Here is a 25239-nt window from a genome sequence, read left to right on the forward strand (position 1 = left end):
GCGATGACGGCGATGGACTTCTCTTCTTACTGGCCAAAAACGGTGAGCGGCGAAGTGCCCCGGAATGTCCCCCCGCAAGAGTAGCGGGAACACCGGGAGACAGCGCAACCGTGCGGCAATCCCGTCGCCATTGCATCTATTGACCACGCCGAGCCCGAGATGGGTTTTCGGCGACCCACGCGCACCGATTGGCCCGGAGCGCGCCAATGAAAGTTTGACCATTGACCACTTCATTTTCCGAACTCGGCCTTTCAGCGCAGCTCGTCAGCGCGCTCACGGCAGCCGGGTTTACCACTCCGACCCCGATCCAGGCGAAAGCCATTCCGCCGCAGCTCGAGCGCCGTGACATCATGGGCATCGCCCAGACCGGTTCGGGCAAGACCGCGGCGTTCGGCCTGCCGATCCTGGCCGGCCTCGCCGAGCTCGGCGGTCGTGCCAACCCGATGACAACTAGAGCACTGATCCTCGCGCCGACCCGCGAACTGGCGGTGCAGATCGACGAAGTGTTGCACAAGCTGGCGGGCGCGAAGCTCTCGACCGTGCTGGTGCTCGGCGGCGCCTCGCGCGGCGGGCAGATCCAGAAGATCGCCCGCGGCGTCGACGTGGTGATCGCCACCCCGGGCCGCCTCAAGGACCTGGTCGACGACCGCAAGCTCAAGCTCACCGAGACGCGATGGCTGGTGCTCGACGAGGCCGACCGCATGCTCGACATGGGCTTCATCAACGCGGTCAAGGAGATCGCCCGGGCCATCGGCCCGCGTCGCCAGACCGCGATGTTCTCGGCCACCATGGCGCCCGAGATTGCCGAGCTCGCCAAAGGCCTCCTGAACGATCCGGTGCGCGTCGAAGCCAACCCGGCGGCGCAGACCGTCGGCACCATCGACCAGCGGGTGATCCTCGCCGGCTCCAAGGAAAAGCGCGGCGTGCTCAACAAGCTGCTCGAGGACGAGAGCCTCAGCCGCGTCATCATCTTCTCGCGCACCAAGCATGGCGCCGACCGCGTGGCCAAGAACCTCGCGATCGACGGCCATGAGGCCGCGGCGATCCACGGCAACAAATCGAACAATGCCCGCCAGGCAGCGCTCAAGGGCTTTGCCAACGGCTCGGTCCGCATCCTCGTCGCCACCGATATCGCGGCGCGCGGCATCGACGTGCAGAACATCACGCATGTGATCAACTTCGAGCTGCCGGACGATCCGGAGAACTACGTGCACCGCATCGGCCGCACGGCGCGCAACGGCGCCTCGGGCTTTGCGATCACGCTGTGCGACGGGACCGAGCGCGGCAAGCTGCGCGATGTCGAGCGGCTGATCCGCAAGACCCTGCCGGTGACCGGCGAGCTCAAGGGTAATGGCGGCGAAGTGATCGACGCGGCGCAGGTTCGCGCCCAGCGCCAGCCGCCGCGGCCACAGGCCCCGCGTCCGGATGGCCAGCGCAAGCACGCCAATGCCGGCCGGCATTTCTCAGGCGCCAAGAAGGCGGCAATCGTTGACGGCCGCAAGCGCGGCCATGGCGAGGGCCAGGCGGCTCCTGCCAATAACGGCCAGCAGCAGCGCGGCAACGCGCAGCAGGTGCGCGGCGGTGCGGCCAAAGGCAGCAACATCTCGCAGAACGGCGGCGCAGCGCCGACCACTCCCGGCTGGTGGGAAAAGCCGACCGGGCAGGGTACGCCCGCGCCCAAGCAGCGCTGGAACAAGAAGCAGAAGGACGCCGGCCGGCAGCGCCGCACGGAGTCCGAGCGCGCGGCGGGATAAGGCTAGATCGCGCCACCTCGCATCTCCCCCGCATGGGGGGAGATGGGCGAGAGGCCGGTGTGAAGAACAAAGACAGGGCGGTCCTTTGGGCCGCCCTTTGCTTATCGGATGTCCTTGATCCCCGGCACCAGGCTGACGCTGGTCTCGGTCGAGGGGGCGCTCATGGCGCCGTCCGGCGGTGGGCCACTCGGGGGCTCGCCACCACCGGCAGCGCCGCTGAAGCCGGTGGCGGACTCGGCCGCGGGGTCGACGCCGACGATCATGGCGACGAGGTAGCGCTCCTCGAGTTCCTTCACATAGGCGAACGAGGCGCGGGTGGCCTGGCTCGCGATATTGTCGTTGGCGTTGAGCACGTCACGGTCGTGGCCGTGCGACGTATAGGGCTGCACGTTCTGGTAGATGAACTGGCTCAGCGCGTCGGGAAAGAACAGTTGCCCGGTCAGCACGGTTTTCTCGTCGAGGAACACCTTGAAGTGGATGTGGGTGGTGCGGCCGGCATACCAGCCCGGATAGATGGTCTGGAACTCGACGATGCCGGTGGCGCCGGCGAATTGGGTGCCGCGCAGGAACGTCTGGCCCGTGGTGTCGAGCCCGCCGGTCTGGTTGGCATAGCCCGAATAGAGCCCTTCGGCATTGCAGTGCCAGATATCGACGCGAGCGCCTTCGATCGGCTTGCAGCTGCCATCGACGATCTGCAGCCGCACGGTGGTCGCGACCCCGGTCTGCGTGCCCTCGGTGATATCGGCGCGCTCCAGCGACGGATCGAAGTAATAGGGGCCTTCGGTCACCTCGGGGGTGAGCACGCAGACATCGGCGCCGGGCATCAGGCCGGTGGTGGTTTCGGCGCTGGCTTCCTGGGCAAAGGCCTTTTGAGTCATCAGCGCGCCGCCGGCGGCGGTGACGGCGACGAGGCGCAGGGCGTCGCGGCGAGTTAGCGGACTTGGCATCGGTTCGTCTCCGGTTGGAGCGTTTTCAGGAAAGGTTGCGGACCCTTCCGGTTCGAAAGCGCGACTACTAGGAACTGGCGCATTTCGCCGAAGCGGCGAAATGCCCGCGGTACCAGCCCGATGTAGGAAAGCGTCGGGCAATCCCTCAGTTACAAGTTGGAGAGCTGCATTACGTCTTGGACAGAGGAAACCCTGGAAATATGGCGGAACCGGACGTTCCTGAACGGCAGATAAACGCCGGATTCCGGGAACGTTCAAACGCCGTGCCGCATTATTGCCCTCAAGATGAACCGCTGGCCCGTGCCGGCATCGCCCTTGGGGGGCCAAAATGCTCAAGCTCACTCTCGTTGCTCTGTTCGTGATGTCGATGGCCACCCTCACGATCGCGGCCTCTGCCCTGCCGGTGGAAACCGCGCCGGCCACCCAGCTCGCCGATCTCGGCTGAGGCGAAACGTGAACCGCGACCACCAGCACGGCCACCGGCCGGCCGGCATGAACAGCGGCACCCAGATTCTGCTGCTCGTCCTCTTCGCCACGGCGCTCGCCGTGCTGGCCTTCGCTGCCGCCAGCGTGGTGCTGGTCTAGAGCCCTTTACCATTCAAGCCCGAGATGACACCTTCCGGCCGCCTGGGATCGGGAGGAGAGCGTCATGGTCGAAACGAAGGCGCCGCACCTGACGCCGCAGAGCCTGGTCGGCCAGCGCTTCGGCGGCGACGTGTTCGGCGGCATCCGGGTGGCGCTCATCGGCTATTGCCCGCCGCCCTCGCGGCTCGAGCGCTATAGCCCGCAGCGGGTCAGCGACCAGCATTTCATCCATGTCAGCCCGGACAGCGTGCGCATCCTTCAGCACGCGGGTCAGCGCTATCTGTCGCTGGCGCATGTCTATGGTGGCCCGGTCTCGGCTTCGACGGTCGAAGAGCTGGCCTATTACGGGATCGAGGCGATCCTCGCCTATGGTCTTGCCGGCGGGCTCGGCACCAAGGGCCTCAGGATGGGCGATTTCTACCTGGTCGAGGACGCCTTCGCCGCCGACGGCACGACGCGGCACTACACGGGCGATCCGGTGGTTGCCGCCGATGCCGGGCTCAAGACGCTGATCCTCGAAAAGTGGCCGGGTGCCATCACCGCAGTGCGGGCGGCGACCGGCGACGCGATCTATCGCGAGAACGATGCCATGCTCGAGGGTTTTCGGGGTGAGGGTTGCGACATCGTCAACCTCGATTCGAGCCACCTGTTCGCCGCCTCGCGTACCAATGCCGAAGGAAGGCGGATGCGGACCATCCAGTGCGGGGTGATTTCCGACGTGGTGAGTGCCGAGCCGGGCGCCGGTTCCGAAAGCACGCTCTCGACCATGCTGTCGGGCGCCAGCGAGGGCTTCAACCCGCTGGAGCGGACCGGCGACGTCGTCTCGTTCTACATCGAGCAGCTGGCGCCAAGGCTCTGAGCCGGATCACTGGCTGCTGGGCTGCACGATCTGTCACCCCGCTCGGTGTCATCCCTGCGAAAGCAGGGACCCATCTCGCAGCCCGCGCCCGTTGAGAGTTGGGTCCCGGCTTTCGCCGGGATGACATCCGGTGGGGAGGCGGGCTTTGTGCATAAGCAGATGAGCTTTGGCCCAGAGCTGTCTCAGCTCAGCGGGATGCCCTTCTTGCCCTTGTCTTTCTGGTAGGCGGCCGACAGGTCGTTGTAGGCGGCGTTGAGCTCGTCGACCCGCGCCACCAGCAGCTCGCGCGACGAGCGGTCGATGCCGGCGATCATCTGCTGGATATCGTGGCTCTGAAAGAACGCGTTCCTGCGGTTGTAGAGCGGCCGATCCTCGGGGACGAAATCGCGATCCGGGTCGGGCACGGCATAGACTTCCCGGAGGATGCGGATGTCGTGCGGGATGCCAAAACTGTCGCGCGTGTCCTCGTAGCTGAACAGGTAGTAGAAATTGTCGAAGCCCGACCAGGTGATGCCGGAGAGGCAGAGCGAGCAGGGCTCGTGCGTGGCGAGGAACAGGCAATCCTTGGGCGCCGGGCGCTCGCCAGCCGGGAGTTCGTAGAACCGCTTGATGGCGTGCATTTCGCCGTGCCAGAGCGGGTTCTCGGTCTCGTTATTGGTCTCGCCTACGACCAGCGACAGGTCGGACTTCCTGAGGATCGCCGCCCCGAACAGCTTGTTGCCGCCACCGACACCGCGCTTGGTCAAGGGCAGCAGGTCGAGCTCGATGACATCGAGCAGGCGGGCAATCAGGTCGGGCGTATGCATAGGGGGCTCCGGTTGGGGTGCGCAGAGCCTGTCGGGCGGCGCGGGCAACGTCAACCGGGTTTGCGGATTGTTGGCCGTGCTCATCGCAGGTCGCTCTGTCCCTTCTCCCCTCAGGGGAACCGGACGAGGGCATAGCCCTCGCCGGGAGGTGGCGCGAAGCGCCGGTTGAGGGGGGAAGCGGTGCAGCGAGCGTTCGCTGTGAAGCTGAACCCCTCACCCTAGTTTCGCTACGGACCCGACGGTCCTAGCTACACTACCCTTCTCCCCTCAGGAGAGAGGGGACGGCGACTGCTGCGCCCGCCTAGAACCGCGACTTGCCGAGGTTGGCGAGTTCGACGCCGCCGGCGTCGAGGAGGATCAGGTGGTCCTTGTCGAGGCGCCAGAAGCGGGTGGCGGCGAGGGCAGCGAAGAAGCTGTCTTCCTGCTTGGTGGCTTCGTCCGAGACGCAGGCCATGCGGGTTGCGGCGACGGCGCTGAAGATCAGCCGCTCGGCGTTGACCTCGGCCTGGGCGAACCACGAGTTGCAGCCGCCGCGGCCGCCGGCGCGCATGTCCGACGCGATGGAGAGCGAGGAAACGATGCCGCGAGCGACTGGAGCGCCGCCGATGGTCTCAGCCTGCCAGGTGATATCGAGGATCGGCGAGGGCGCCGGCGCGACCACCGGCTCGGGCGTCGGGACCGGTGCTTCCTGCGGCACGATGTTGACGATGATCAGGATCGGGGCGGCCGGAGCCAGTGGGTCGAGCGCGTAGGGCTCGGCATTGCGGAACCACACGGCATCCGGGCCGGCGATCTCGGCGATCAGCGCATAACTGTGGCCGGCGACGATGACGGCGTCATCGAAGTTGAGGGTGAAGGTCAGCGGCACCTGGCCGGGGCTGGAGATCGGCGCCTTGGCGGAAACGCGTGGCTGGTCGGGCGCGGCAAGGTCGATCAGCGAGACCGACAGCGTGCCATCAGGGGGAAGCGCGATGCGTTCGCGATAGGTCACGTCGCCCTTCAGCGTCACTTTGGCGGCGAGCGCCGGGCTCGCCAATGCCAGCAACAGTGCCACCATCGCTATTACGATACGCATGTCATGCCTCCACCTTCTGCCCGCGCCGCCAGATTATGCAGCAATTGCAACGCGGTTGCGACGCCCTGGCGTCAAGTCAGTAAAGAATTGAGCCGGTTGCCACTACCAAATACGGCTCGTCAAAGAAGTATTCCTCCAGATTGTTGCCGTCGCCGCCCCGGTCGATGATCAGGAAATCGGAGGTTTCACGCAGTGGCGTGAGCACCGCATGCCAGGTGTTCATCGCCATATTGATGCCTTGACCGGGGGCGGCAAGGAAGGCGCGCGGCAGCCCGGGAACGCCACCTTCATCGGGCGCGACGATGGAGAGGAACGGGCGCTGCGACAGCGGATAGAACGCCTGGCTGCCGAGCGGGTGACGCTCCACCATCTTCAGCGTCAGCGGCAGCTCGTAGGGCTGGCCGCGCGCGATGGAGACCAGCGGGCGGGCATGCACGCCGCCCAGTTCGACCCTCGCGAGGTCGTGGTAGCGCTCCGTCATGCCGCCATTAATGGGATAATGGTGCGCGCCCTCGGTTTCGATCACCTGCCCGAAGGGGGCATAGGCCTCACGCGTCAGCGGCTCGATGTGGATGGTCCGGCTGGCTGTCATTTCGACTCCCGTTCATTGATCCGAGTCTAAAGCGTCTCGGCGTTTCAATGAACGCCGAAACGCTGCAGGCTATTGATTTTGTCATGCTTTCGAGGCGGAGAGTCTGTAATTGCCGCCTTCGCGGGGACAGGCTTTTCCCTAATGCACTCCCGACGATGTGACATGCCGGAGAAGCCGCAGGGGTGGCTGGCGTTTCCCGGATGAGTGCGCCATGTTGCCGTTCGGAGAAATACTGAAGGCGATAATGGCAGAGTATCAGTTCAACAGTTTTGTCTTCCACGAGGACTTGCTTTCGGCCCGAGACCTGGGGGGCAGGGAGGTCACCTTCACCCGCGCGGAACGCACGGTGCTCTCGACGTTCATGGCGCACCCGCAGCGACTCCTGACGCGGAATGCGCTGCTCGATGCCATCTCGGGTGTCGGCTCGGACGCGTCCGACCGCAATGTGGATTTCCTGATCAACCGGCTGCGCGCCAAGCTGGGCGATCCGGCCCGGTCGCCGCGCTTCATCGCCACGCGCTACGGCGAAGGCTATGTCTGGGTGGCCGAGCCTGCCGAGCCGGCCGATGCGCTGGTGGTGGTCGGGCCGGTGCATGGCATGGGGCGCGCCGGAGCATTCGCCCCGGTGGCCGCGAGGATGCTGAGCGAGCTGGTGCAACAGCTCGATGCCGCAACATCGCCGGACGAGGCAGTACGCCTCGATGAACAGTTCTCTCCGAAAAGCCCGACCCGGACGCGCTTCAGCCTCGAAGTCAGCGTGTTTCCGACGGACGAGGCGCTGCAATGCGCCCTGGTGCTGCGGCAGATGCCGGGCGGCGGCGTCATCGGCATGTCGCGGCTGGCCGTTGCAGCGCCCGATGAGGTCACGGCGCTGGTGGCCGGCGTGGTGCAGCAGTTCCGCTCGCTGATCTGGCATCGGCAGGCGCTCGGGATGATGGACGCACCGGCCGCAGCAACGCCGCCGCTCTATGTGGCGATGCACGAAGCCGGGCGGCTGTTGACCGCGGACACGCGCAGCTGGCTCGAGGGCATCGAGCAGGTGCGGGCGAGCCTCGCCGCCAACCCGGACGATCCGGTGGTGCGGTTGATGTGGGGGCTCAGCCTTTACGTGCAGGCGATCATGGGATCGGACGGCCAGAGTTCGCCGGGCGCCGAGCGGAACGCGATCGAAGACGAGATCGAGGCCGCGGCGCTGAGCGCATTGCCCGCAGTCGCCGATAACCCGATGCTGAAGCTATCGGTGGCAAAGCTGCTGCTGTTCGTCGCCCGCGGACATACGGCCATGGCGGAGCGGCTGGCCGAGGAGGCGTTCGAGGCCAGCACAGCGTTCGCCGCTTCGTTCGCCATTCTGGGGCAGGCGCGGCTGATGCGCGGCCGGCTCGCGGAGGGGATCGACCTGCTCGAACGTGCTGCCGAAATGGCCGAATACGGCACCGAGTTCTGGATCTATACCCTCGTGGTGCTCTGCGGCGGCAAGCTTGCGGCAGAGGATCGCAAAGGCCTCCGCGCCACGCTGCAGCAGTTGCACGAGGCTTCGCCGCAAACTCTGATCACGGTGGCGCCGTTCTGCGTTCCGGCCGATGAGCCGCTGTCCCCCCCGGGCCAGGCCTTCATCAGCAGCCTCGGGCCGGAGGGGGCGACCCGGACGCTCGAGTATATCTTCATGACCTCGGTCCGGCAGTACGAGGATCTGCGCCATCAGGGCAACGTGTTGCGCGCGTTGGCGCAGCGCCTGCAGCAGACCTACGGGCCGGATGTGGTGCCGCCGCGCATCAGGGCGCTGCTGGAGCCTGCAGCAGGGGGCTGACGACCGCCGCCACCGGGGTCGTCAGCTGTGCGAGGTCGACTCGTGGACCTGCGCCCTGTGCACTGCAGGCCGACAGGGTCACGAGTGCTGCCATTGCGGGGCCACTGCCGACGCCGGGGCGTCGGGCTGGAGGCACTGGTGGCAACCGGTCGGCCATGGCGTTCTCCCTGAGGCGAATTGCTTCGCGGGGCAAACGGTAGGCGACGACTGTTGCCGGATTATTTGCTGGCCGCGGCGTCGACCTTGATGGTGTTGGCGGCAGTGCCGCCGCCCATATAGACCGCCACCAGCTTCATCGGCACGGTGCCGGTATTGACGCCGTTATGCGGCCAGCCAACCGCTTCGAGCACGGCTTCGCCGGTGCGGTAAGTCTTCTTGCCTTTGCTGCCATAATCCACGGTCAGCTCGCCTTCTAGGATATAGGCGAAGAGCGGCACTTCGTGCTCGTGCCAGCCGGTCTCGCCGCCCGGCGGCACGGTGACGATCGCCGAAGTGACGTTCGGCGTCCCCGCGGGGTAGGCGAGCGGCGCGCCGAGCACATCGCTGCCGCCCTGCACCAGCGGAGTGAGCAGGTTCTGGTAGCTCTGCGGCGTCAGATCTTCGGCCAGCGCCGGTGAGGCCAGCATGGCCAGTACGGCCAGCATTCTCAATCGTGTCATCTGAATCGCGTTCTCCCTGTCGCGAGGATGCCGATGACGATGGCCGCCGCTACCGATGGCCGCAAGCAAATTTCTGCGTGCTGTCGTGAACCAAGCTGCGACGAAAGCGTTGTCGGGCTCGTGACTTAGGTATGAAAATGCACAATCAGATTCAACTTGCCCCAGCCGGCCTCACCGATGCGCTGTTTCGAAATGCGATCTCCGAGATCACCCAGCCATTTCAGCGTTACATCGAAGGCTGGCACCTGCGTGCCACCTACCTCGTGGCGCAGTTGGCCGTGCATCCGGTTGGCTCGGACGAGCACGACCTAGCGCTGAAGCGACTTGGAGAGCTGAAGGGTGAGGTCGGTGCAGGCCGAGATTACCTTCTATCAGCGACAAGCCGGCTGGCGCCCGATTATCGAGTCGATGCAACGCTCGACGAACTCGACGAAGTGCTTGCCGCGATCAACGTAACGGGGCCGCGCGACCTATAGGTCGAGCTTGGCGTGCCGGTTGACGTCCTTGTAGAGCAGGTAGCGGAAGCGGTTGGGGCCGGCGTAGCAGGCCTGCGGGCAGAAGGCGCGCAGCCACATGAAATCGCCGGCCTCGACTTCCACCCAGTCGCGGTTGAGCCGGTACACCGCCTTGCCCTCGAGCACGTAGAGGCCGTGCTCCATGACATGGGTTTCCTCGAACGGAATGACTGCGCCGGGCTCGAGCGTCACGATGTTGACGTGCATGTCGTGACGAACATCTGTGGGGTCGACGAAGCGGGTGGTGCCCCAGCGGCTATCGGTGCCGGGCATCCAGATGATGGGCTCGTCCTGCTCGTTGGCAACGAACGCAGCCGGTATGTCGATGCCCTCGACCGCCTCGTAGCGCTTGCGTACCCAGTGGAAGCGCACGGGTGCAGTGGATTTGTTGTGCAGCGCCCAGCGCGTGCCGGGCGGCAGGAAGGCGTAGCCGCCGGCCTTCAGCAGGTGGGTCTTGCCATCAAGGGTGAGCGTCGCCTGTCCGTCGACGACGAACAGCACGCCCTCGGCGCCGGCATCGGGCTCCGGCTTGTCGCTGCCGCCGCCGGGAAACACCTCGACGATGTACTGCGAGAAGGTCTCCGAGAAACCGGTCATCGGACGGGCGATGACCCAGGCCCGGGTGTCCTTCCAGTGCGGCAGGTAGCTGGTCACGATGTCCCGCATGACGCCACGCGGAATCACCGCATAGGCCTCGGTGAACACGGCGCGGCCGGTATGGAGGGCGGTCTGGTCGGGCAGGCCGGCAATTGGGCCGGCATAGGTGGTGGGGGCCATCGGACTTCAGTGAACGTGAGAGGTCAGTGCTCTTAGCGCGAAAGCCGATGCAGGCACAGTGGGTGTCAGCGCCGGCTGCCCTCGATGCGGAAGCGCTCGCGATAGCTTTCGGGCGTGGTGCCCAGATGCTTGCGGAAGGCCCGCGACAGCGTTGAAGCGCTGCCGAGCCCGGCCCGCTCGGCGATGCGGGCCAGCGGCCAGCGCGTCGATTCCAGAAGCTGCTTGGCGCGATCGAGACGAACCAGCTCGACATAGCGGGCCGGGGTCATGCCGGTCTCGGCGCGGAAGCTGCGGGCGAAGGTGCGCTCGCTCATGATGGCGCGATCGGCCAGCACGGCGACGCTGAGGTCGGCCTCGGGGTTGCCGGCGATCCAGGTGACCAGCGACTGCAACCCGTCGCCGGTGTTCGCCTGTGCCGCAAGGCTGCTGGAAAACTGCGACTGGCCACCGACGCGGCGCAGGTAGAGCACCAGCTCGCGGGCGGTCCTCAGCGCCACCTGTGGCCCGCAATCGTATTCGACGAAGGCAAGCGCCAGGTCGATGCCGGCGGTGACGCCGGCCGAGGTGAAGATGTGGCCATCGCCGACAAAGATCGCATCGGGCACCACTTCGGTGCGCGGCAGCAGGGTTTCAAGCAGGCGGGTGGAGGACCAGTGCGTGGTGGCGCGCCGCCCGTCGAGCAGGCCGCAGGCGCCCAGCAGGAAGGCGCCGGTGCAGATGCTGGCGACCCGCCGGATGCCGGGCGCATGGGCGGCGAGCCAGGGGAGCAGGGCGGTGTCTTCGGCAGCGCGGCGCACCGGGCCCTCGGGGCCGCCTGAGATCAACAGGGTATCGATATCGGGCCCGAGCGCCTCGAGCGGCACGGTGCCGGCGAGCGAGAGGCCGGAGCTCGAGGTGATGGTGCCGCCGGCCGGGCTCGCCACCACGATCTCGTAGCGCAGCGGGCTCGCGGCGAGATCAGGCATGAAGTCATTGGCCTTGGTGAACACTTCTGCGGGGCCGGTCACGTCGAGCAGCTGGAAGCCCTCATAACCGACGATTGCGATACGGCGGGTGGCGCTGTGGTTCGGGGGCAAAGGTGCGGGTGCCGGCATGGGTTCATCCTAGTGCGGGACAGGGATGGTTGGAAACGCGGGTAAGAGGGCAGACGGTCCGCTGCCGACCACGGGCTCACCTCCCCCACCGGTGTCATCCCAGCGAAAGCTGGGACCCAACTCGCCACCTGCACCAGCGGACAGATGGATCCCAGCTTTCGCTGGGATGACACCCGGTGAGTGGGGAGAGTTGCGCAGGCCCCCCTAACGCCCACCCGCCCACGGATACTCCATCACCAGCGCGACGATCTTCGCTGTCGGCAGGTCGTAGCGGGCCGCGACCACCGGCAGCTCGTTCTCCAGCGTCTGGGCCGGCGCCTCGGTGGGGGGCGGCGGCAGCATATGATCGACGCGGGCGCTTTCGCTGGGCTGGTCGGGGAGGATCATCAGGCCATGGCGGCTCCTGACCGGCGCGCCGCCGGCCCCGAGCGTCACGACGCTCGCGAGGTTGGTGCGGGCATAGGCGTCGACAAGTAACCCCAGCGCTACCTCGTCGACGCCCTGCTCGAGCGGAATACCGACGGTTTCGCGCCGCCAGAAGGTCAGGGCGTTGCGAATGAAGGTCTTCTTGTGCTCGAGAGTGAGTTCGAACCCAGCCGAGCGGTGCCGAGCGTCCCAGCTGGCGACGCCAAGTTCGGCAGCGGTGCGCTCGGCGACGGCCCGCCCGCCAATGGCCTCGACCAAAGCCAGCATGATCGGGATGTTGGCGGTGATGCCGGTGGAGGTGGCAACGCCGTCGTCGACGACATAGCGGCGATCGGGGACGAAGGTCATGGTCGGGTGCTTCTGGCGCAGCTCGGCGACGGCGCTCCAGTGCCCGGTGGCGCGGCGGCCATCGAGCAGGCCGGCAAAGCCGATCATGCGCGAGCCGTTGCAGATCGAGATGATTTTGGCGCCCTTGCTATGCTGGGCGACCAGCCAATCGGCGATCACCTGGTCGGTGCCGGGGTCCATGGCGGGAACGACGACGTAGTCGGCGCCCTCGGGGTGTTGGGCATCGAAATCGGCGATGGTCGCTTCCGGGGTGATCTTCGGCCCGGGGTAGAGCTGCACCGGTTCGGCCCGCTCGGCTACGACGGTGACCTCGGCAACATCGGCTCGCTTCAGCACGCCATAGGCCGAAAAGAAGTCGGAGAGCTCGGTCGCCTGGTTCCAGGCGATGATGGCGATCACCGGCCGGTCGGTGGCGCGGGCGGGGCGCATGGCGGCAATGGTTGCGGCCTGCTCATCCGCCGCTATCGGTTCGGCTGGCGGTGGGGCCGCGGCGGGCGCGCCCGGGGCCAGCACGATCGGGGTGACGATCAGCGCCGCCAGCAGGACGGCGCTGATACCGATGAAGATGGCTCGCTTACGCATGTCGGTCCTCCATTCTGGTGCTGGAGGCTAACGGCAGGCGGGCGACGGCGTTTGCCAAATGACGTGCAGTTCCTGCCAAACCGGGCAGGGCAGTTCAGCCCTCCAACCCCTGCTTCAGCTTCAGCAAGCCCTGCGCTGCGTAGGCGGCGTAGCCGCCGATCCAGCGCTCGTGCAGCTGCTGGATCGGAATGGCGTTGAGGTGGTTCCAGCGCTCGCGACCGTCGCGTCTCGATATCACCAGGTCGGCCTCTTCCAGCACCTTGAGGTGCTGCATCACCGTGCAGCGGTCGAGCTCGGGGAAGGCGTCGCAGAGCGCCCCGGTTGTCGCAGGGTTATCCTTCAAGCGGTCGAGCATATTGCGGCGCACCCGGTTCCCCAGAGCCTTGAAGATTCTGTCGTTTTCGTCGTCGCTTGACATGTTATATTTTTATAACATAATGGCCGGAAGCACAAGGGAGAAACGTCATGGATGTGAAGCTGAAAGTGTCGGGGCGGATCGCCAGGCCGGTGCACGAAGTGTTCGAAGCCGTGGCCGACCCGGCAAAGCTCTCCGGCTACTTCACCACCGGTGGCGCCAAGGGCCGGCTCACCACCGGCGCGACCGTCACCTGGGACTTTGCCGATTTCCCCGGAGCCTTTCCCGTGCACGTGGTCGAAGTCGTCGACGACAAACGGATCGTCCTCCGGTGGGGCGCCGCGGAAGGGACGGGAGCCGACCCGAGCGGCGAGACGACCGTAACCATGAGCTTCGACCCACTCGAGGACGGCCGCACCCTCGTGACCATTACCGAGGCGGGCTGGACTGAGACGCAGCAGGGGCTCGATGCCTGTGTCGGCAATACCGAGGGCTGGACCGGCATGCTGTGCGCGATGAAGGTCTATCTCGAGCACGGCTTCAACCTGCGCGAGGGCTTCTACAAGTAGACAGCAGCCGCCTTGCGGGGCGCCTGCCGACTGTCAGAAAAAGTTTAGGAATCGGGCGCAGATTCGGGGCATGGCAACGCAACCGCACCATGACCCGCGCCCCCTGATCGACCCGCTTCAGATGGAACAGGCCGGACGGGCACTGCGCCAGTGGATCGACCGCCTGCTCGGCCATGCCGAGCCCCAGCTGAATACCGATATCGACTGGGAAGATGGCGAGCCCCACCACGAGCAGCGCGACGGCAGCTACCCGGGCCACTGAGCGATGGATTGGCTCCGCGACTTTCAGCAGTCGTTCCGTGAGCCGGTCTACGGATTTCTTGCGACGTTCTGGCCTGTCCTCGCGGTCATCGCGCTGATCGGCCTCGGCTGGCTGTTCGGCAGCATGGTGACGCGCGCCCGTCGAGGTGGCAGCGACAGCAGCGGCAGTGGCGCGTTCTCGTTTGGGGATTCCGACGGGGATGGCGGTAGTGGTGACTGACGGTTGGGTCGTTGCGCTACCCGTGGCGTGGGTGCCCACTGCAAGCACCAAAAACTCGGTGTCATCCCTGCTTTCGCAGGGATGACAGCCGGTGGGTTTGGAGAGGATACAGTTATTCCAAACGTGCTTCCCCTCAGCCCAACTCAGCCAGTAGATCCTCAAGCCGGTCGTAATGGGCCACCGACTCGTCGTTCATCCCGGCCTTCGCCAGCAGCTCGCGTACGTCGCCACTGGGGAATTCCGAGAGTACGTCGAGGGTGGTCACCCCGGCATCCTCGGTCAGTGCGGTGGTGACCAGTACCTCACCCGGGTCCCAATCCTCCCAATGTTCGGTCTGCACCAGGCGGCTCGGCGCCTCGATGTCGCGGAACGTGCCGCGCTGGCCGATCTCGCGTCCATCGGGGCGACGGGTGACGATGCGCCAGTCCCCACCGACGCGGAGGTCGAGCTCGGCGCTGACCAGTTCGGCATACCAGCGCCGCAGCAGGGCGGGGGTGGTGAGCGCGGCGAACACCAGATCGCGCGGCGCCTTGAAGCGGCGGACCATGCGGATGGCGCGTTCGCCCTCGAGTGTGATGTGCAGCGGTTCGCGGGTCACTTGGCTTTGCCCATGGCGAGGTAGCGGGCCCGTTCGTCCGGCGCGTAATGCTCGAGCGCGTTGCGCAGCATGATGCGCGGCATGCGCGCCGCGTGCCTGTCGAGGAAAGCGTTGAGTGCCGGGCGGTTGCCGTCGGTGGTGCGCAGCATCCAGCCCACGGCCTTGTGCACCAGATCCTCTGGGTCATCGAGCAGCAGCTCGGCAATGGCGAAGGCGTCGTCGAGCTGGCCGCGGCGGATGAACGAGAAGGTGGCAAGGGTGGCGGTGCGCCGCTCCCAGGGGCTTTCCGACTTCGCCAGCTGGTAGAGCACATCGCGCGGACGATCGAGGAGATGCGGGCCGATCACGTAATAGGCGGCGAGATCGACGAGGTCCCAGTTGTTGATGCGATCGTGGCGACGCAGGTAGAGATCGAACAGCTCCTGTTTGCGCTCGGGCGTGGTCTTCTTGGCCTGATATTGCTTGGCCATGATGCTCATCGCGGCGGCGCGGGCCTCGTGGACATCGGACTCCATAAGCCTTTCGATCTCGGCAGGCGGGGTCAGCACGCATTGTTTGGCGAGGGCGAAAACCTCGCCCATGCGCACGCCGATGAAGGTGTCGGCCGCATCGTCCTCGAAGGCGAAGTAGCGGTGGTATTTCCGCCGCTCCTCGTCCGACCGCATGGCCTGCAGCCGGGCGAGGATGGCTTCGGCTGTGAGTTCCATGCCCTTCCCCCCAGAAGACCTTGCCCCCTCAGAAGGTCTGGCCCATCTGATCCATAACCTGCTCGAGGCCGAGCTGCGAGTAATCCATCATCTGCCTGGACGTGGTGGTGTGCTCGGTGATGGTGACCTCGGTAACGTCGCCCTTGGGCGTCAGCGTCACCACGGTCGCAACATCGCGCGGGAATTCCGCCGGCATGCCGACGCTGGTCGGATCGATCGGGTTGCCGTCCTTGTCGGAGAGGTTCTGGACGTATTCGAGCCGCTTGTTGGGGATCACCTTGGAGTATTGCCAGCGCATCCACAGGTCGTGCCCTTCGGGCGAGCGCATCAGCACCACCGAGTAGCCGCCCTCGCGCACGTCCATGCGGGCCTCCGGGCTGGTCCAGGGGCGCGGGCCCCACCACTTCATTACCTCGGCATCTTCAGTCCAGGCGCGCCAGGCGCGTTCGGGGGATGCCTTGAAGCTGCGGGTCACTGAAACGTCGTGGGTGATGAGCTCGGGCACGTCGGACACTCCCTTGGTTTCGGCGCCGATGGCGGTGAACGCGCCGCGCCAGAAGTCGCGGAACTGGTTGGAAGCGATGTAGTACTGCACCGACTGGGTGAACATCAGCCCGATCAGTCCAGTGGCCGGGTCGTTGGCCCAACTGGTGCCGTAGCCGCCATCCCAGCCATAGCGGCCGGGCGTGGGCGTGATGTCATCGGGCGTATCGTAGGTCAGAACGCCATAGCCCCAGCCGACCTTGTCGAAGAAGCCGGGGACGAAGCCGGCGCCTTCCTTCTGCTCCGACGTCAGCTGGTTACGGGTCATCTCGGCCACCGAAGCTTCGCTCAGGAGGCGGGTGCCCTTGTACTCGCCCCGGTTGAGCAGCATGCGGGCGAAGGCGAGATAGTCGTCGAGCGTCGAGACCAGCCCGCCGGCCGCAGAGGGAAAGCTCGGCGGCTTGCTCCAGATGCCCTCGACGGGGTCCTCGAGAAACTGCTCGTTGGTGGCGAAGTTCACCGAATAGGCCGGCTGGAAGCGGTCGAGCTTTTCTGCCGGCACGAAGAAGCCGGTATCGACCATGCCGAGTGGGGCGAAGATGCGGCTCTCGAGGAAGTCTTCGAGCGGCATGCCGGAGGCGCGGGCGATCAGCACGCCGAGCAGGAGCGAACCGGTATTGTACATCCAGGTCTCGCCCGGCTGGTGCATCAGCGGCAGTTCGGCGAACTTGGCCATCCACTCGTCCGGCGTCCACGGCGTCGCCGGCACGGGCTGGCCGTTGACCAGCTGGCGCTCGTCGATCGCCTGCTGGATCGGCAAAGTCGGATCGAACAGCACGCCGAAGCCGAGCGTGAAATTCATCAGGTCGCGCACCAGGATCGGGCGGCTTGAAGGCACCGTGTCGGTGATCGGGCCCTTCAGGTCCTTCAGCACCTGGCGGTTGGCGAGTTCGGGCAGCAGCCGATCGACCGGTTCGTCGAGGCTGAGCTTCTTGTCCTCGACCAGCATCATTACTGCCGCGGTGCCGACGGCCTTGCCGACCGAGGCGATGCGGAAGATCGTGTCGCGGCGCATCGGCACGCCGCCCTCATAGGCGGTATTCCCCGCGGTATCGACGATCACCTCGTCGCCCTTGGCGAGCAGCCAGACGGCGCCGGGCATGTCGCCCTTGGCGATCGAGGCTTCGATCTTGCCCTTGAGCGTGGCGAGGGCGGCGGGGTCGAAGGTCGGTTGCTGGCTGATGGCCGGTAGGGCCGAGGCCAGCACCAGCGAACTGACGGTGAGGAGGAAGGTTCGGCGGCGCATTTGCGATCTCCAGGTTTGCGGCAAGCCGCTCCCGGCCGCGCGCCGGTGGCGCACGGGGGAAGGCCTTGCGATGTGAGGGTGGGAGGTCTCCGGCTTAGCTGCCGGCGTAGGCCTTCTGGATGTCGGCCACGATGATCTTCTTCATCTGCAGCATGGCCTGCATGGCGCGGCCGGCGCCGGCGCGATCGCTGCCCGCCAGCGCTTCGCCCAACTGCTTGGGGACGATCTGCCAGCTGAGGCCGAACTTGTCCTTCAGCCAGCCGCACTGGCTCTCCTCGCCGCCATCGGCGGTCAGCGTGTTCCAGTAATGGTCGACCTCCTGCTGGCCATCGCAATCGACGGTGAAGGAGATCGCCTCGGTGAACTTGAACTCGGGGCCGCCGTTGAGCGCCATGAACTCCTGGTCCTTGAGGCGGAAGGTGATGGTGATGATGCGGCCGTCCGGATAGTGGTCGACCTTGTGGATTTCGCCGTCCTTGAAGGTCGCGATGTAGAAGTTGACCATCTCTTCGATGCGGTCGTCGATCCACAGGCAGGGCATGATCTTGGGCATTTCAGTCTCCTCGTTTGGGTTGAGTTCTCCCGGTCCGTGAAGCGGAACGCTTCAGCGGCAGGGTGGTCGCAGTGAAAGTCGGTCTGGCCTTGGGCGGTCGGCGCCCCGGGCGTCTAGTAGGCCGGCATGTCGGCCAGCAATTCTTCCAGGCGCTTGAAGCCCATCTCCATGCCCTCGGCCATCGGGGTGGCCCGGGCGCCGTCGCGCGCTTCCTTGTTGGCGTAGAGGATGGTCACCACCGAGGTGGCGATGCCATTGGCTTCGGTGATGCGGTTGGTGACGATGGTCTGCCCGCCGGTCCAATCCATGTCGTAGATCTCGTTGGTCTTGATCCAGTCGGGGCGGTTGATCTCCAGCACCTCGCCGGACGAACCCATCTCGAAACCGCCGGGTCCCTTGGTGACGAAGCGCCACTTGCCGCCGACGCGCGCATCGAACTCGCAGGTGACGAACACCCAGTCGGCCGGCCCGAGCCAGCGGCGGATCAGCGCCGGGACGGTCCAGCAGTCGAACACCAGGTCGGCCGACGCCCTGAAGGTGCGGGTGACGACGATCTCGCGGTCCGAAGGCAGGGTGATGGTCAAAGGCGGCTGCATGGGCGTCTCCTCTGGTCTTCTTGTCGATCAGTTCTTCTTGTCGCCCTTGGGGGCGAAGCGCTGCAACTCGTCGAGCAGGTTGTCGAGGCGCTGGTAGCTCTGTTCCCAGAACTTGCGGTAGTTCTCGAGCCAACCCACCGCATCGGCCAGCGGCAGCGCCTCGATCTTCACCGGGCGACGCTGCGCATCCTTGCCGCGGGAGACGAGGCCTGCGTTCTCCAGCACCTTGATGTGCTTGGAAATGGCCGGCTGGCTCATCTCGAACGGCGCCGCCAGCTCATTCACCGACGCCTCGCCCTCGGCCAGCCGCGCCAGGATCGCCCGCCGGGTCGGATCGGCGAGGGCGGCAAAGGTGAGATCGAGCTGGGTCTGGGTCGCGGGCATTTCATAACCTGTGCGCTATATAACGATATGGTTATGGTTGATGTTGTGCGGGATGTCAAGCGGGGTGTGCAGAGGGGGCACACTGATAGAGACGGCCCCCTCCCGGCCTCCCCCATGAAGGGGGAGGTGAAGAGTCGAGGCTCTGTCTTCGATCGTGCCAAATACACCGGCGGGGCACCTCCCCCTTCATGGGGGAGGATGGGAGGGGGCCGTCTGCTTGGGCTTAGCCGCCCAGAATCTGCCCAATGCGCAGTTCCGCGATCCGCTCCACCTGCCGGCAGGCCGTGGCGAATTCGGTGTCGCGGTCATTGGCGAGGCGCTTTTCGAACGCTGCCATGATCTGGGCTTTGGTGTTGTCGCGCACCGCGATGATGAAGGGGAAGCCGAACTTCTCGACATAGGCGGCGTTCATTTCGCCGAAGCTCGTGCGCTCGGCATCGGTCAGCGCATCGAGCCCGGCCGAGGCCTGCTCGGACTCCGATTCCGAGGTGAGGCGCTTCGCCGCCGCAAGCTTGCCGGCGAGATCGGGGTGGGCATTGAGCACGGCCAGCCGCTCGGCATCCGTGGCGGCGCGGAACACCTGGCTCATCAGGGCATGCAGGCCCGTCGCGGTATCGTGAGCCGGGCCCATTTCGCGCTTGTGGGCGCGCTCGGCCACCCACTCGGAGTGCTCGAACACATTGCCGAACAGCTGGGTGAAATCGTCGAGCGCCAGCTCCGACGGGACGATCTCCGGCTTCACATAGGGGTGCGTCTTCAGCCAGTGCTCGGCGATATCGATCCGCTTGGCGATCCAGACCTTCTCCTTCTGCATGATGTAATCGACGAAGCGCTTCAACCCGGCAAAGCGCCCGGGCATGCCGACGAGCCGGCAGTGCAGCCCCAGCGACATCATCTTGGGTGCGCCGGCCTTACCCTCCTCGTAGAGCACGTCGAATGTGTCCTTGAGCAGCTGGAAATACTCCTCGCCATTGGCGAAGCCCGAGGCGGTGGTGAAGCGCATGTCGTTGGTGGCGAGCGAATAGGGGATGATCAGCTGCGGGCTGCCGAAATGCTCGCGGTAGTAGGGCAGGTCGTCGTCATAGGTGTCCGAGACATAGGTGAAGCCGCCTTCCTCGCTGGCGAGATCGACGGTGTTCACCGAGGTGCGGCCGCAATACCAGCCGGTGGGGCGGCTGCCGGTGACTTCGGCATGCATCCTGATCGCGGCGTGGAGGTCCTCGCGCTCGTGCTCGATGTCGTAATCCCTGTAGTCGATCCACTTGAGCCCGTGGCTGGCGATCTCCCAGTCGGCATCGAGCATGGCCTTGACCTGCTCGGGCGAGCGCTGCAGTGCGGTGGCGACGCCATAGACGGTGACCGGCAGGTTCAAGCCGGTGAACAGCCGGTGCAGGCGCCAGAAGCCGGCGCGGGCCCCGTACTCGTACATCGACTCGACATTCCAGTGGCGCTTGCCGGGCCACGGCACGGCGCCGATCACGTCGACGAGGAAGGCCTCGGACGCCGCGTCGCCATGCAGCACATTGTTCTCGCCGCCTTCCTCGTAGTTGAGGACGAACTGCACCGCGATATGCGCGCCACCGGGCCATTGCGCATCCGGCGGATTCGGGCCGTAGCCCTGCAAGTTCCGGGGATAACGCATCGTGGGCACCTCATAGTTGGTCACCGATTTATCACGAGCCCTGCGCCGGTACGCAAGGCCGGCAAAAGTGGACCAGTTGGTAAAAAACTGCCGCGCACCCCCTTGGAACGGAGGCGAATATGCTCAATAGTCGGGCAATCTTGAGGTTGTGCCTTAACGGCAAGCGGTAGCCGTGGGGGCGATCCGGCGGGCAGGGCGAAGGGACTTAGACTATGGCGGGTTCAGCACGCCTGACGACGCACGTACTCGATACCACACATGGCAAGCCGGCAGCCGGCATGCGGCTCGACTTGCTCATGGTACATGGCGACCATACGCACCATATATGGTCCGGACACACCAATGCCGACGGGCGGGTGGACCAACCGCTGCTGGAAGGCGACCGCTTCCACCTGGGCAGCTATGAGCTGATCTTCCATGTGGGGCAGTATTTCGAGCGGATTGGCGTGGAACTCGAAAACCCGTTCCTCGACACGGTGCCGGTGCGGTTCACGATGAGCGAGGCGGCGCATTACCACGTGCCGCTGCTCGTCTCGCCGTACGGATACTCGACCTACCGGGGAAGCTGATGATGAGCACAGCCACGGTTCAGCGACGTTCCACCGGCGTCATTCCCGCGAAGGCGGGAACCCAGTGCCGGGCGAGCCTCGTACTCAATGTCGGAGGCGCTATCCCACTAGTTTCCCGCCTGCGCGGGAATGACGCCGGTGTGAGTGGAGAGTTTCGGTGACTGAGGTTCGCAACCAGCTGCGGTTCATCCTCAACGACCAGGACGTTGTGCTGGAAGAGATTTCGGCGACCCGTACACTGCTCGATTTCCTCCGCCTTGATCGGCGCATGACCGGCTCGAAGGAAGGCTGCGCCGAGGGAGATTGCGGCGCCTGCACGGTGCTTGTGGGACGAGTGACTTCGGGCGAGCTGGTCTACGAATCCGTCAATGCCTGCATCTGTTTCGTCGGCTCGCTTGATGCGACGCATGTGGTGACGGTCGAGCACCTGTCGGCCGCCAATGGTCCGCTGCACCCGGTGCAGCAGGCGATGGTCGAGCATCACGGCAGCCAGTGCGGCTTCTGCACCCCGGGCATCGTGATGTCGCTCTACGGCATGTGGATGCGGAACCCCGACCCCTCGGTGAACGACATCGAGGTGGCGCTGCAGGGGAACCTCTGCCGCTGCACCGGCTACACCCCCATCATCAAGGCCGGCCGGTCGATCTCGGCCTATGGCAAGGTCGTGGCCGACCCGCTGGTCAGCGAGCGGCAGCGCATCAAGGCGCGGCTCGAGGCGATGCGCGACGGGCGGCGGGTGGAGCTGGGCGAAGGCAAGGACCGGGTGATCGTGCCGGCCTCGGCCGACGATCTGGCTGAAGTCTACTCTGCCAACCCCGGGGCCACGCTGGTCTCCGGCGCTACCGATGTCGGCCTTTGGGTCACCAAGTTCATGCGCGATATCGGGCCGATGATCTTCATCGGCGATATCGCCGAGCTGCACGGCATCGAAGAAACCGGCGATGCACTGAAGCTCGGGGCAGGGGTGACCTATTCGGACGCCACCGCGGCGGTGACCGGGCGCTTCCCGCAACTGAGCGAACTCTGGATGCGCATCGGCGGCCAGCAGGTGCGCAACATGGGCACCATCGGCGCCAATATCGCCAACGGCTCGCCGATCGGCGACACGCCGCCGCCGCTGCTAGCGCTCGGCGCTTCGATCACACTGAGGAAAGGCGAGACGCGCCGCGAGGTGAAGCTCGAGGATTTCTTCATTGCCTATGGCAAGCAGGATCGGCAGCCCGGCGAGTTCGTCGAGAGCGTCACCATCCCGTCGCTGCCTGAAGGCGAACAGTTCGCCTGCTACAAGATCACCAAGCGCAAGGACGAGGACATCTCGGCGCTGTGCGGGGCGTTCCGGCTGAAGCTCGAAGGCGACAAGGTGGCCGCGATCACCATCGCCTATGGCGGCATGGCGGCGACGCCGAAGCGGGCCAAGGCGGTGGAAGCGGCGCTGTTGGGCAAGGTCTGGAACGTCGCGACGGTCGAGGCGGCGATCCCGGTGTTCGCCGAGGATTACCAGCCGCTCACCGATATGCGCGCCTCGGCCGAGTACCGGCTGCTGGCGGCGCAGAACCTCCTGCGGCGGTTCTTCCTCGAGACGACGGGCGAGGGCGAGCGGCTGACGAGGGAGGTGGCATGATGCGCGGCTACTATGTCTGCGGCGCCCCCCTCCCAGCCTCCCCCACAAGGGGGGAGGTGCCCGCCGGAGGATTTGGCACCATCCAGCCACACGCTCGACTCTTCCCCTCCCCCCTTGTGGGGGAGGCTGGGAGGGGGGTGCCCACGCACCGGAGCTTGCCATGAACAAGCAATCCCCCATCACCACCTCGCCGTTGCACGTTTCGGTCAAGCATGACTCCGCCATCAAGCAGGTGGCCGGCCGCGCCGACTACATCGATGACCTGGTCGAGCCCGAGGGCACGCTGCACGCCTATCTGGGCCTGTCGAACAAGGCGCATGCCGATATCGCGTCGATGAACCTTGATGCGGTGCGGGCGGCGCCTGGTGTCGTCGGGGTGCTGACGGCCGAGGACATTCCGGCCGAGAACGACGTGAGCTCGGTGCACAAGCATGACGAGCCGGTGTTTGCCACCACCCGGGTGGTCACCTGGGGCCAGCCGCTGTTCGCAGTGATCGCTCAGACGCGTGAAGCAGCGCGGCGAGCGGCCAAGCTCGCCAAGATCGAGTATCGCGAGCTGCCGCATGTCACTGACGTCGATGCGGCGGTGGCGGCCGGCGGCAAGCTCGTTACCGAGCCGCTGAAGCTCGAGCGCGGCGATGTCGAGGCCGGCTTTGCCGCTTCGCAGCACCGGGCGAGAGGCCGGGTGCGGATCGGCGGGCAGGAGCATTTTTACCTCGAAAGCCAGGCGTCGCTCGCCATTCCGGGCGAGGACGACGAGATCACGCTGCAGGTCTCGAGCCAGCACCCGACCGAAATCCAGGTGATGGTGGCGCAGGTGCTCGGCGTGCCGCATGCCGCGGTGACGGTGAACATGCGCCGCATGGGCGGCGGCTTCGGCGGCAAGGAAACCCAGGGCAACCTGTTCGCCGTGGTGGCGGCCGTCGCGGCGAAGAAGTTCAACAAGGCGGTGAAGATCCGCCCCGACCGCGACGACGATTTCCAGATTACCGGCAAGCGCCACGATTTCGTCGTCGACTACGATGTCGGCTACAATAGCGACGGCAAGATCCAGGCGGTGACCGCCACCTATGCAGCGCGCTCGGGCTACTCGGCCGACCTCTCCGGCCCGGTGACCGACCGGGCGCTGTTCCACTGCGACAACGCCTATTGGTACCCGACAGTTAAGGTGAACTCGCTGCCGCTGTTCACCAATACCGTGTCGAACACCGCCTTCCGCGGCTTTGGCGGCCCGCAGGGGATCATCGCGGCCGAGCGCTGGATCGAGGACATCGCCTATGCGCTGGGCAAGGACCCGCTCGAGATCCGCAAGGCCAATTTCTACGGCACCGACAGCAACAACGTGACGCCCTACCACCAGGTGGTGGAAGACAATGTCATCCACCGGGTGATCGAGGATCTCGAAGAGAGCTCGGACTACCAGGCGCGGCGCGCTGCCATTCTCGAATTCAACAAGACCAGCAAGGTCTTGAAGAAGGGCATCGCCATGGTGCCGGTGAAGTTCGGGATCTCGTTCACCGCCACCTGGCACAACCAGGCCGGGGCGCTGGTGCATGTCTATCGCGACGGCTCGATCCACCTGAGCCATGGCGGCACCGAGATGGGGCAGGGGCTGCACATCAAGGTGATGCAGGTGGTGGCGGACGCCTTCGGCGTGCCGGTCGAGCGGGTGCAGATCACTGCCAGCAATACCGGCAAGGTGCCCAACACCTCGGCGACCGCGGCCTCCTCCGGCACCGATCTCAACGGCATGGCGGCGCTCGACGCGGCCAACCAGATCAAGGCGCGGATGGCGGCGCATGCGGCGTTCATCTACGAGGTCGAACCCAAGGACGTGCAGTGGGAGTTCGGCGGGATCCGCGCCGGCCAGCAGTTCGTGCCGTTCGATGAGTTGGCGACGTCGTGTTGGATGAACCGGGTCCAACTCTCTGCCGCCGGGTTCTACAAGACGCCGAAAATCCACTGGGATCGCAGCACCGGGCGCGGCCACCCGTTCTATTATTTTGCCTATGGCGCGGCGGCGTCGGAAGTGACCATCGACACGCTGACCGGCGAGTATCAGGTCGATCGCTCCGACGTGCTCGAGGATGTCGGCCGCTCGCTCAACCCGGCGATCGATATCGGCCAGGTGGAAGGCGGCTTCATCCAGGGCATGGGCTGGCTCACCACCGAGGAATTGTGGTGGGACCAAAAGGGCCAGCTCCGCACCCACGCGCCCTCGACCTACAAGATCCCGCTCGCCTCGGACGTACCGCGCATCTTCAACGTGCGGCTGGCCGAATGGAGCATCAACAAGGAACCGGCCATCGGGCGGTCGAAGGCCGTCGGCGAGCCGCCGCTGGTGCTCGGCTATTCGGTGGTCGAGGCGCTGTCGATGGCGGTGGCCTCGGTGGCGGATTACAAGGTCGCCCCGCAGTTGGACATGCCGGCAACGCCCGAGCGGGTGCTGATGGGGGTCGAGCGGATGCGGCGGGCGAGGCAGGGGTGATGACGGTGCGGGTGGCTCCCCCCTCATCCGGCCTTCGGCCACCTCGCGGCGAGGCTACGCC

At 65.8% G+C, this 25239-nt stretch carries 27 protein-coding genes; 11 read left to right on the plus strand and 16 right to left on the minus strand.

What is annotated here, in order from left to right:
• Positions 1 to 221: 221 nt before the first annotated feature.
• Complete coding sequence (locus AC1ROK_RS17245; protein WP_492849102.1) at positions 222 to 1754, plus strand: DEAD/DEAH box helicase; 1533 nt, start codon at positions 222 to 224, stop codon at positions 1752 to 1754.
• Positions 1755 to 1855: 101 nt separating this feature from the next.
• Here AC1ROK_RS17245 and AC1ROK_RS17250 read toward each other — a convergent pair whose 3' ends face one another.
• Positions 1856 to 2701 carry an intradiol ring-cleavage dioxygenase gene (locus AC1ROK_RS17250; protein ID WP_492849104.1) on the minus strand — a complete coding sequence of 282 codons (846 nt, stop codon included), beginning with the start codon at positions 2699 to 2701 and terminating at the stop codon, positions 1856 to 1858.
• Positions 2702 to 3154: 453 nt separating this feature from the next.
• Here AC1ROK_RS17250 and AC1ROK_RS17255 point away from each other — a divergent pair, with 453 nt between their 5' ends.
• Both AC1ROK_RS17255 and AC1ROK_RS17260 read left to right on the plus strand, forming a co-directional pair.
• On the plus strand, positions 3155 to 3286 hold the full coding sequence (locus AC1ROK_RS17255) for a hypothetical protein (protein WP_492849106.1): 132 nt from the start codon (positions 3155 to 3157) through the stop codon (positions 3284 to 3286).
• 64 nt (positions 3287 to 3350) lie between these two features.
• Entirely contained in the window at positions 3351 to 4145 is a 795-nt protein-coding gene (locus AC1ROK_RS17260) for a phosphorylase family protein (protein ID WP_492849108.1), read from the plus strand.
• Between the two features lie 182 nt (positions 4146 to 4327).
• Here the strand turns inward: AC1ROK_RS17260 and AC1ROK_RS17265 are convergent, their stop codons facing one another.
• The 3 genes from AC1ROK_RS17265 to AC1ROK_RS17275 all read right to left on the minus strand — a co-directional run bounded on the left by AC1ROK_RS17265 (position 4328) and on the right by AC1ROK_RS17275 (position 6618).
• The gene (locus AC1ROK_RS17265) at positions 4328 to 4951 is read right to left on the minus strand and encodes a nucleoside deaminase (RefSeq protein ID WP_492849110.1); all 624 of its coding nucleotides are present in this window, start codon (positions 4949 to 4951) and stop codon (positions 4328 to 4330) included.
• A gap of 301 nt (positions 4952 to 5252) precedes the next feature.
• Positions 5253 to 6026: an META domain-containing protein gene (locus tag AC1ROK_RS17270; protein ID WP_492849112.1), complete on the minus strand. Its 774-nt coding sequence runs from the start codon at positions 6024 to 6026 to the stop codon at positions 5253 to 5255.
• 76 nt (positions 6027 to 6102) lie between these two features.
• Positions 6103 to 6618 carry an ureidoglycolate lyase gene (locus AC1ROK_RS17275; protein ID WP_492849114.1) on the minus strand — a complete coding sequence of 172 codons (516 nt, stop codon included), beginning with the start codon at positions 6616 to 6618 and terminating at the stop codon, positions 6103 to 6105.
• Positions 6619 to 6862: 244 nt separating this feature from the next.
• Here AC1ROK_RS17275 and AC1ROK_RS17280 point away from each other — a divergent pair, with 244 nt between their 5' ends.
• Positions 6863 to 8425 carry a winged helix-turn-helix domain-containing protein gene (locus AC1ROK_RS17280; RefSeq protein WP_492849116.1) on the plus strand — a complete coding sequence of 521 codons (1563 nt, stop codon included), beginning with the start codon at positions 6863 to 6865 and terminating at the stop codon, positions 8423 to 8425.
• A gap of 218 nt (positions 8426 to 8643) precedes the next feature.
• Here the strand turns inward: AC1ROK_RS17280 and AC1ROK_RS17285 are convergent, their stop codons facing one another.
• A complete protein-coding gene (locus AC1ROK_RS17285; RefSeq protein ID WP_492849118.1) occupies positions 8644 to 9084 on the minus strand; it encodes a cupin domain-containing protein in 441 nt (146 codons plus the stop codon).
• 137 nt (positions 9085 to 9221) lie between these two features.
• Between AC1ROK_RS17285 and AC1ROK_RS17290 the strand changes: the two genes are divergently transcribed.
• Positions 9222 to 9560 (plus strand): hypothetical protein, encoded by a 339-nt coding sequence (locus tag AC1ROK_RS17290; protein WP_492849120.1) that lies wholly within the window; start codon positions 9222 to 9224, stop codon positions 9558 to 9560.
• On the opposite strand, the gene AC1ROK_RS17295 is transcribed toward AC1ROK_RS17290, so the two are convergent.
• From AC1ROK_RS17295 to AC1ROK_RS17310, 4 genes are all read right to left on the minus strand, one after another.
• Entirely contained in the window at positions 9555 to 10376 is an 822-nt protein-coding gene (locus AC1ROK_RS17295; protein WP_492849122.1) for a bifunctional allantoicase/(S)-ureidoglycine aminohydrolase, read from the minus strand. The two genes, AC1ROK_RS17290 and AC1ROK_RS17295, sit on opposite strands and share 6 nt — an antisense overlap.
• Before the next feature lie 65 nt (positions 10377 to 10441).
• A complete protein-coding gene (locus AC1ROK_RS17300; protein ID WP_492849124.1) occupies positions 10442 to 11470 on the minus strand; it encodes a GlxA family transcriptional regulator in 1029 nt (342 codons plus the stop codon).
• A 204-nt stretch (positions 11471 to 11674) separates the two neighbouring features.
• Positions 11675 to 12826 (minus strand): DJ-1/PfpI family protein, encoded by a 1152-nt coding sequence (locus AC1ROK_RS17305; protein WP_492849126.1) that lies wholly within the window; start codon positions 12824 to 12826, stop codon positions 11675 to 11677.
• 94 nt (positions 12827 to 12920) lie between these two features.
• Positions 12921 to 13244, minus strand: a complete 324-nt coding sequence (locus tag AC1ROK_RS17310) for an ArsR/SmtB family transcription factor (protein ID WP_492849128.1) — start codon at positions 13242 to 13244, stop codon at positions 12921 to 12923.
• Positions 13245 to 13291: 47 nt separating this feature from the next.
• Here AC1ROK_RS17310 and AC1ROK_RS17315 point away from each other — a divergent pair, with 47 nt between their 5' ends.
• The 3 genes from AC1ROK_RS17315 to AC1ROK_RS17325 all read left to right on the plus strand — a co-directional run bounded on the left by AC1ROK_RS17315 (position 13292) and on the right by AC1ROK_RS17325 (position 14231).
• Complete coding sequence (locus AC1ROK_RS17315; protein WP_492849130.1) at positions 13292 to 13750, plus strand: SRPBCC family protein; 459 nt, start codon at positions 13292 to 13294, stop codon at positions 13748 to 13750.
• Between the two features lie 70 nt (positions 13751 to 13820).
• Positions 13821 to 14012 (plus strand): hypothetical protein, encoded by a 192-nt coding sequence (locus AC1ROK_RS17320; RefSeq protein ID WP_492849132.1) that lies wholly within the window; start codon positions 13821 to 13823, stop codon positions 14010 to 14012.
• A 3-nt stretch (positions 14013 to 14015) separates the two neighbouring features.
• The gene (locus AC1ROK_RS17325; RefSeq protein ID WP_492849134.1) at positions 14016 to 14231 is read left to right on the plus strand and encodes a hypothetical protein; all 216 of its coding nucleotides are present in this window, start codon (positions 14016 to 14018) and stop codon (positions 14229 to 14231) included.
• A 133-nt stretch (positions 14232 to 14364) separates the two neighbouring features.
• On the opposite strand, the gene AC1ROK_RS17330 is transcribed toward AC1ROK_RS17325, so the two are convergent.
• The 7 genes from AC1ROK_RS17330 to puuE all read right to left on the minus strand — a co-directional run bounded on the left by AC1ROK_RS17330 (position 14365) and on the right by puuE (position 20500).
• The gene (locus AC1ROK_RS17330) at positions 14365 to 14829 is read right to left on the minus strand and encodes an SRPBCC domain-containing protein (RefSeq protein ID WP_492849136.1); all 465 of its coding nucleotides are present in this window, start codon (positions 14827 to 14829) and stop codon (positions 14365 to 14367) included.
• Complete coding sequence (locus AC1ROK_RS17335) at positions 14826 to 15536, minus strand: DNA alkylation repair protein (RefSeq protein WP_492849138.1); 711 nt, start codon at positions 15534 to 15536, stop codon at positions 14826 to 14828. Before AC1ROK_RS17335 ends, AC1ROK_RS17330 begins: the two co-directional genes overlap by 4 nt.
• Before the next feature lie 28 nt (positions 15537 to 15564).
• Entirely contained in the window at positions 15565 to 17325 is a 1761-nt protein-coding gene (locus AC1ROK_RS17340) for a serine hydrolase (protein WP_492849140.1), read from the minus strand.
• Between the two features lie 94 nt (positions 17326 to 17419).
• The gene (locus AC1ROK_RS17345; RefSeq protein ID WP_492849142.1) at positions 17420 to 17878 is read right to left on the minus strand and encodes a VOC family protein; all 459 of its coding nucleotides are present in this window, start codon (positions 17876 to 17878) and stop codon (positions 17420 to 17422) included.
• Between the two features lie 113 nt (positions 17879 to 17991).
• Positions 17992 to 18474 (minus strand): SRPBCC domain-containing protein, encoded by a 483-nt coding sequence (locus AC1ROK_RS17350; protein ID WP_492849144.1) that lies wholly within the window; start codon positions 18472 to 18474, stop codon positions 17992 to 17994.
• A gap of 27 nt (positions 18475 to 18501) precedes the next feature.
• Positions 18502 to 18858, minus strand: a complete 357-nt coding sequence (locus AC1ROK_RS17355; RefSeq protein ID WP_492849146.1) for an ArsR/SmtB family transcription factor — start codon at positions 18856 to 18858, stop codon at positions 18502 to 18504.
• Positions 18859 to 19081: 223 nt separating this feature from the next.
• On the minus strand, positions 19082 to 20500 hold the full coding sequence (gene puuE / locus AC1ROK_RS17360) for an allantoinase PuuE (protein ID WP_492849148.1): 1419 nt from the start codon (positions 20498 to 20500) through the stop codon (positions 19082 to 19084).
• 212 nt (positions 20501 to 20712) lie between these two features.
• Here puuE and uraH point away from each other — a divergent pair, with 212 nt between their 5' ends.
• The 3 genes from uraH (at position 20713) to xdhB (ending at position 25178) form a co-directional block, all read left to right on the plus strand.
• Positions 20713 to 21069 carry a hydroxyisourate hydrolase gene (gene uraH, locus AC1ROK_RS17365; RefSeq protein ID WP_055045445.1) on the plus strand — a complete coding sequence of 119 codons (357 nt, stop codon included), beginning with the start codon at positions 20713 to 20715 and terminating at the stop codon, positions 21067 to 21069.
• A 157-nt stretch (positions 21070 to 21226) separates the two neighbouring features.
• Positions 21227 to 22690, plus strand: coding sequence for a xanthine dehydrogenase small subunit (xdhA, locus tag AC1ROK_RS17370; RefSeq protein WP_492849150.1), 1464 nt, complete (start codon positions 21227 to 21229; stop codon positions 22688 to 22690).
• A 160-nt stretch (positions 22691 to 22850) separates the two neighbouring features.
• Positions 22851 to 25178, plus strand: coding sequence for a xanthine dehydrogenase molybdopterin binding subunit (gene xdhB / locus AC1ROK_RS17375; RefSeq protein WP_492849152.1), 2328 nt, complete (start codon positions 22851 to 22853; stop codon positions 25176 to 25178).
• Positions 25179 to 25239: the final 61 nt, after the last annotated feature.

The sequence above is a fragment of the Devosia sp. GW821-FHT12F11 genome, from assembly GCF_058806655.1.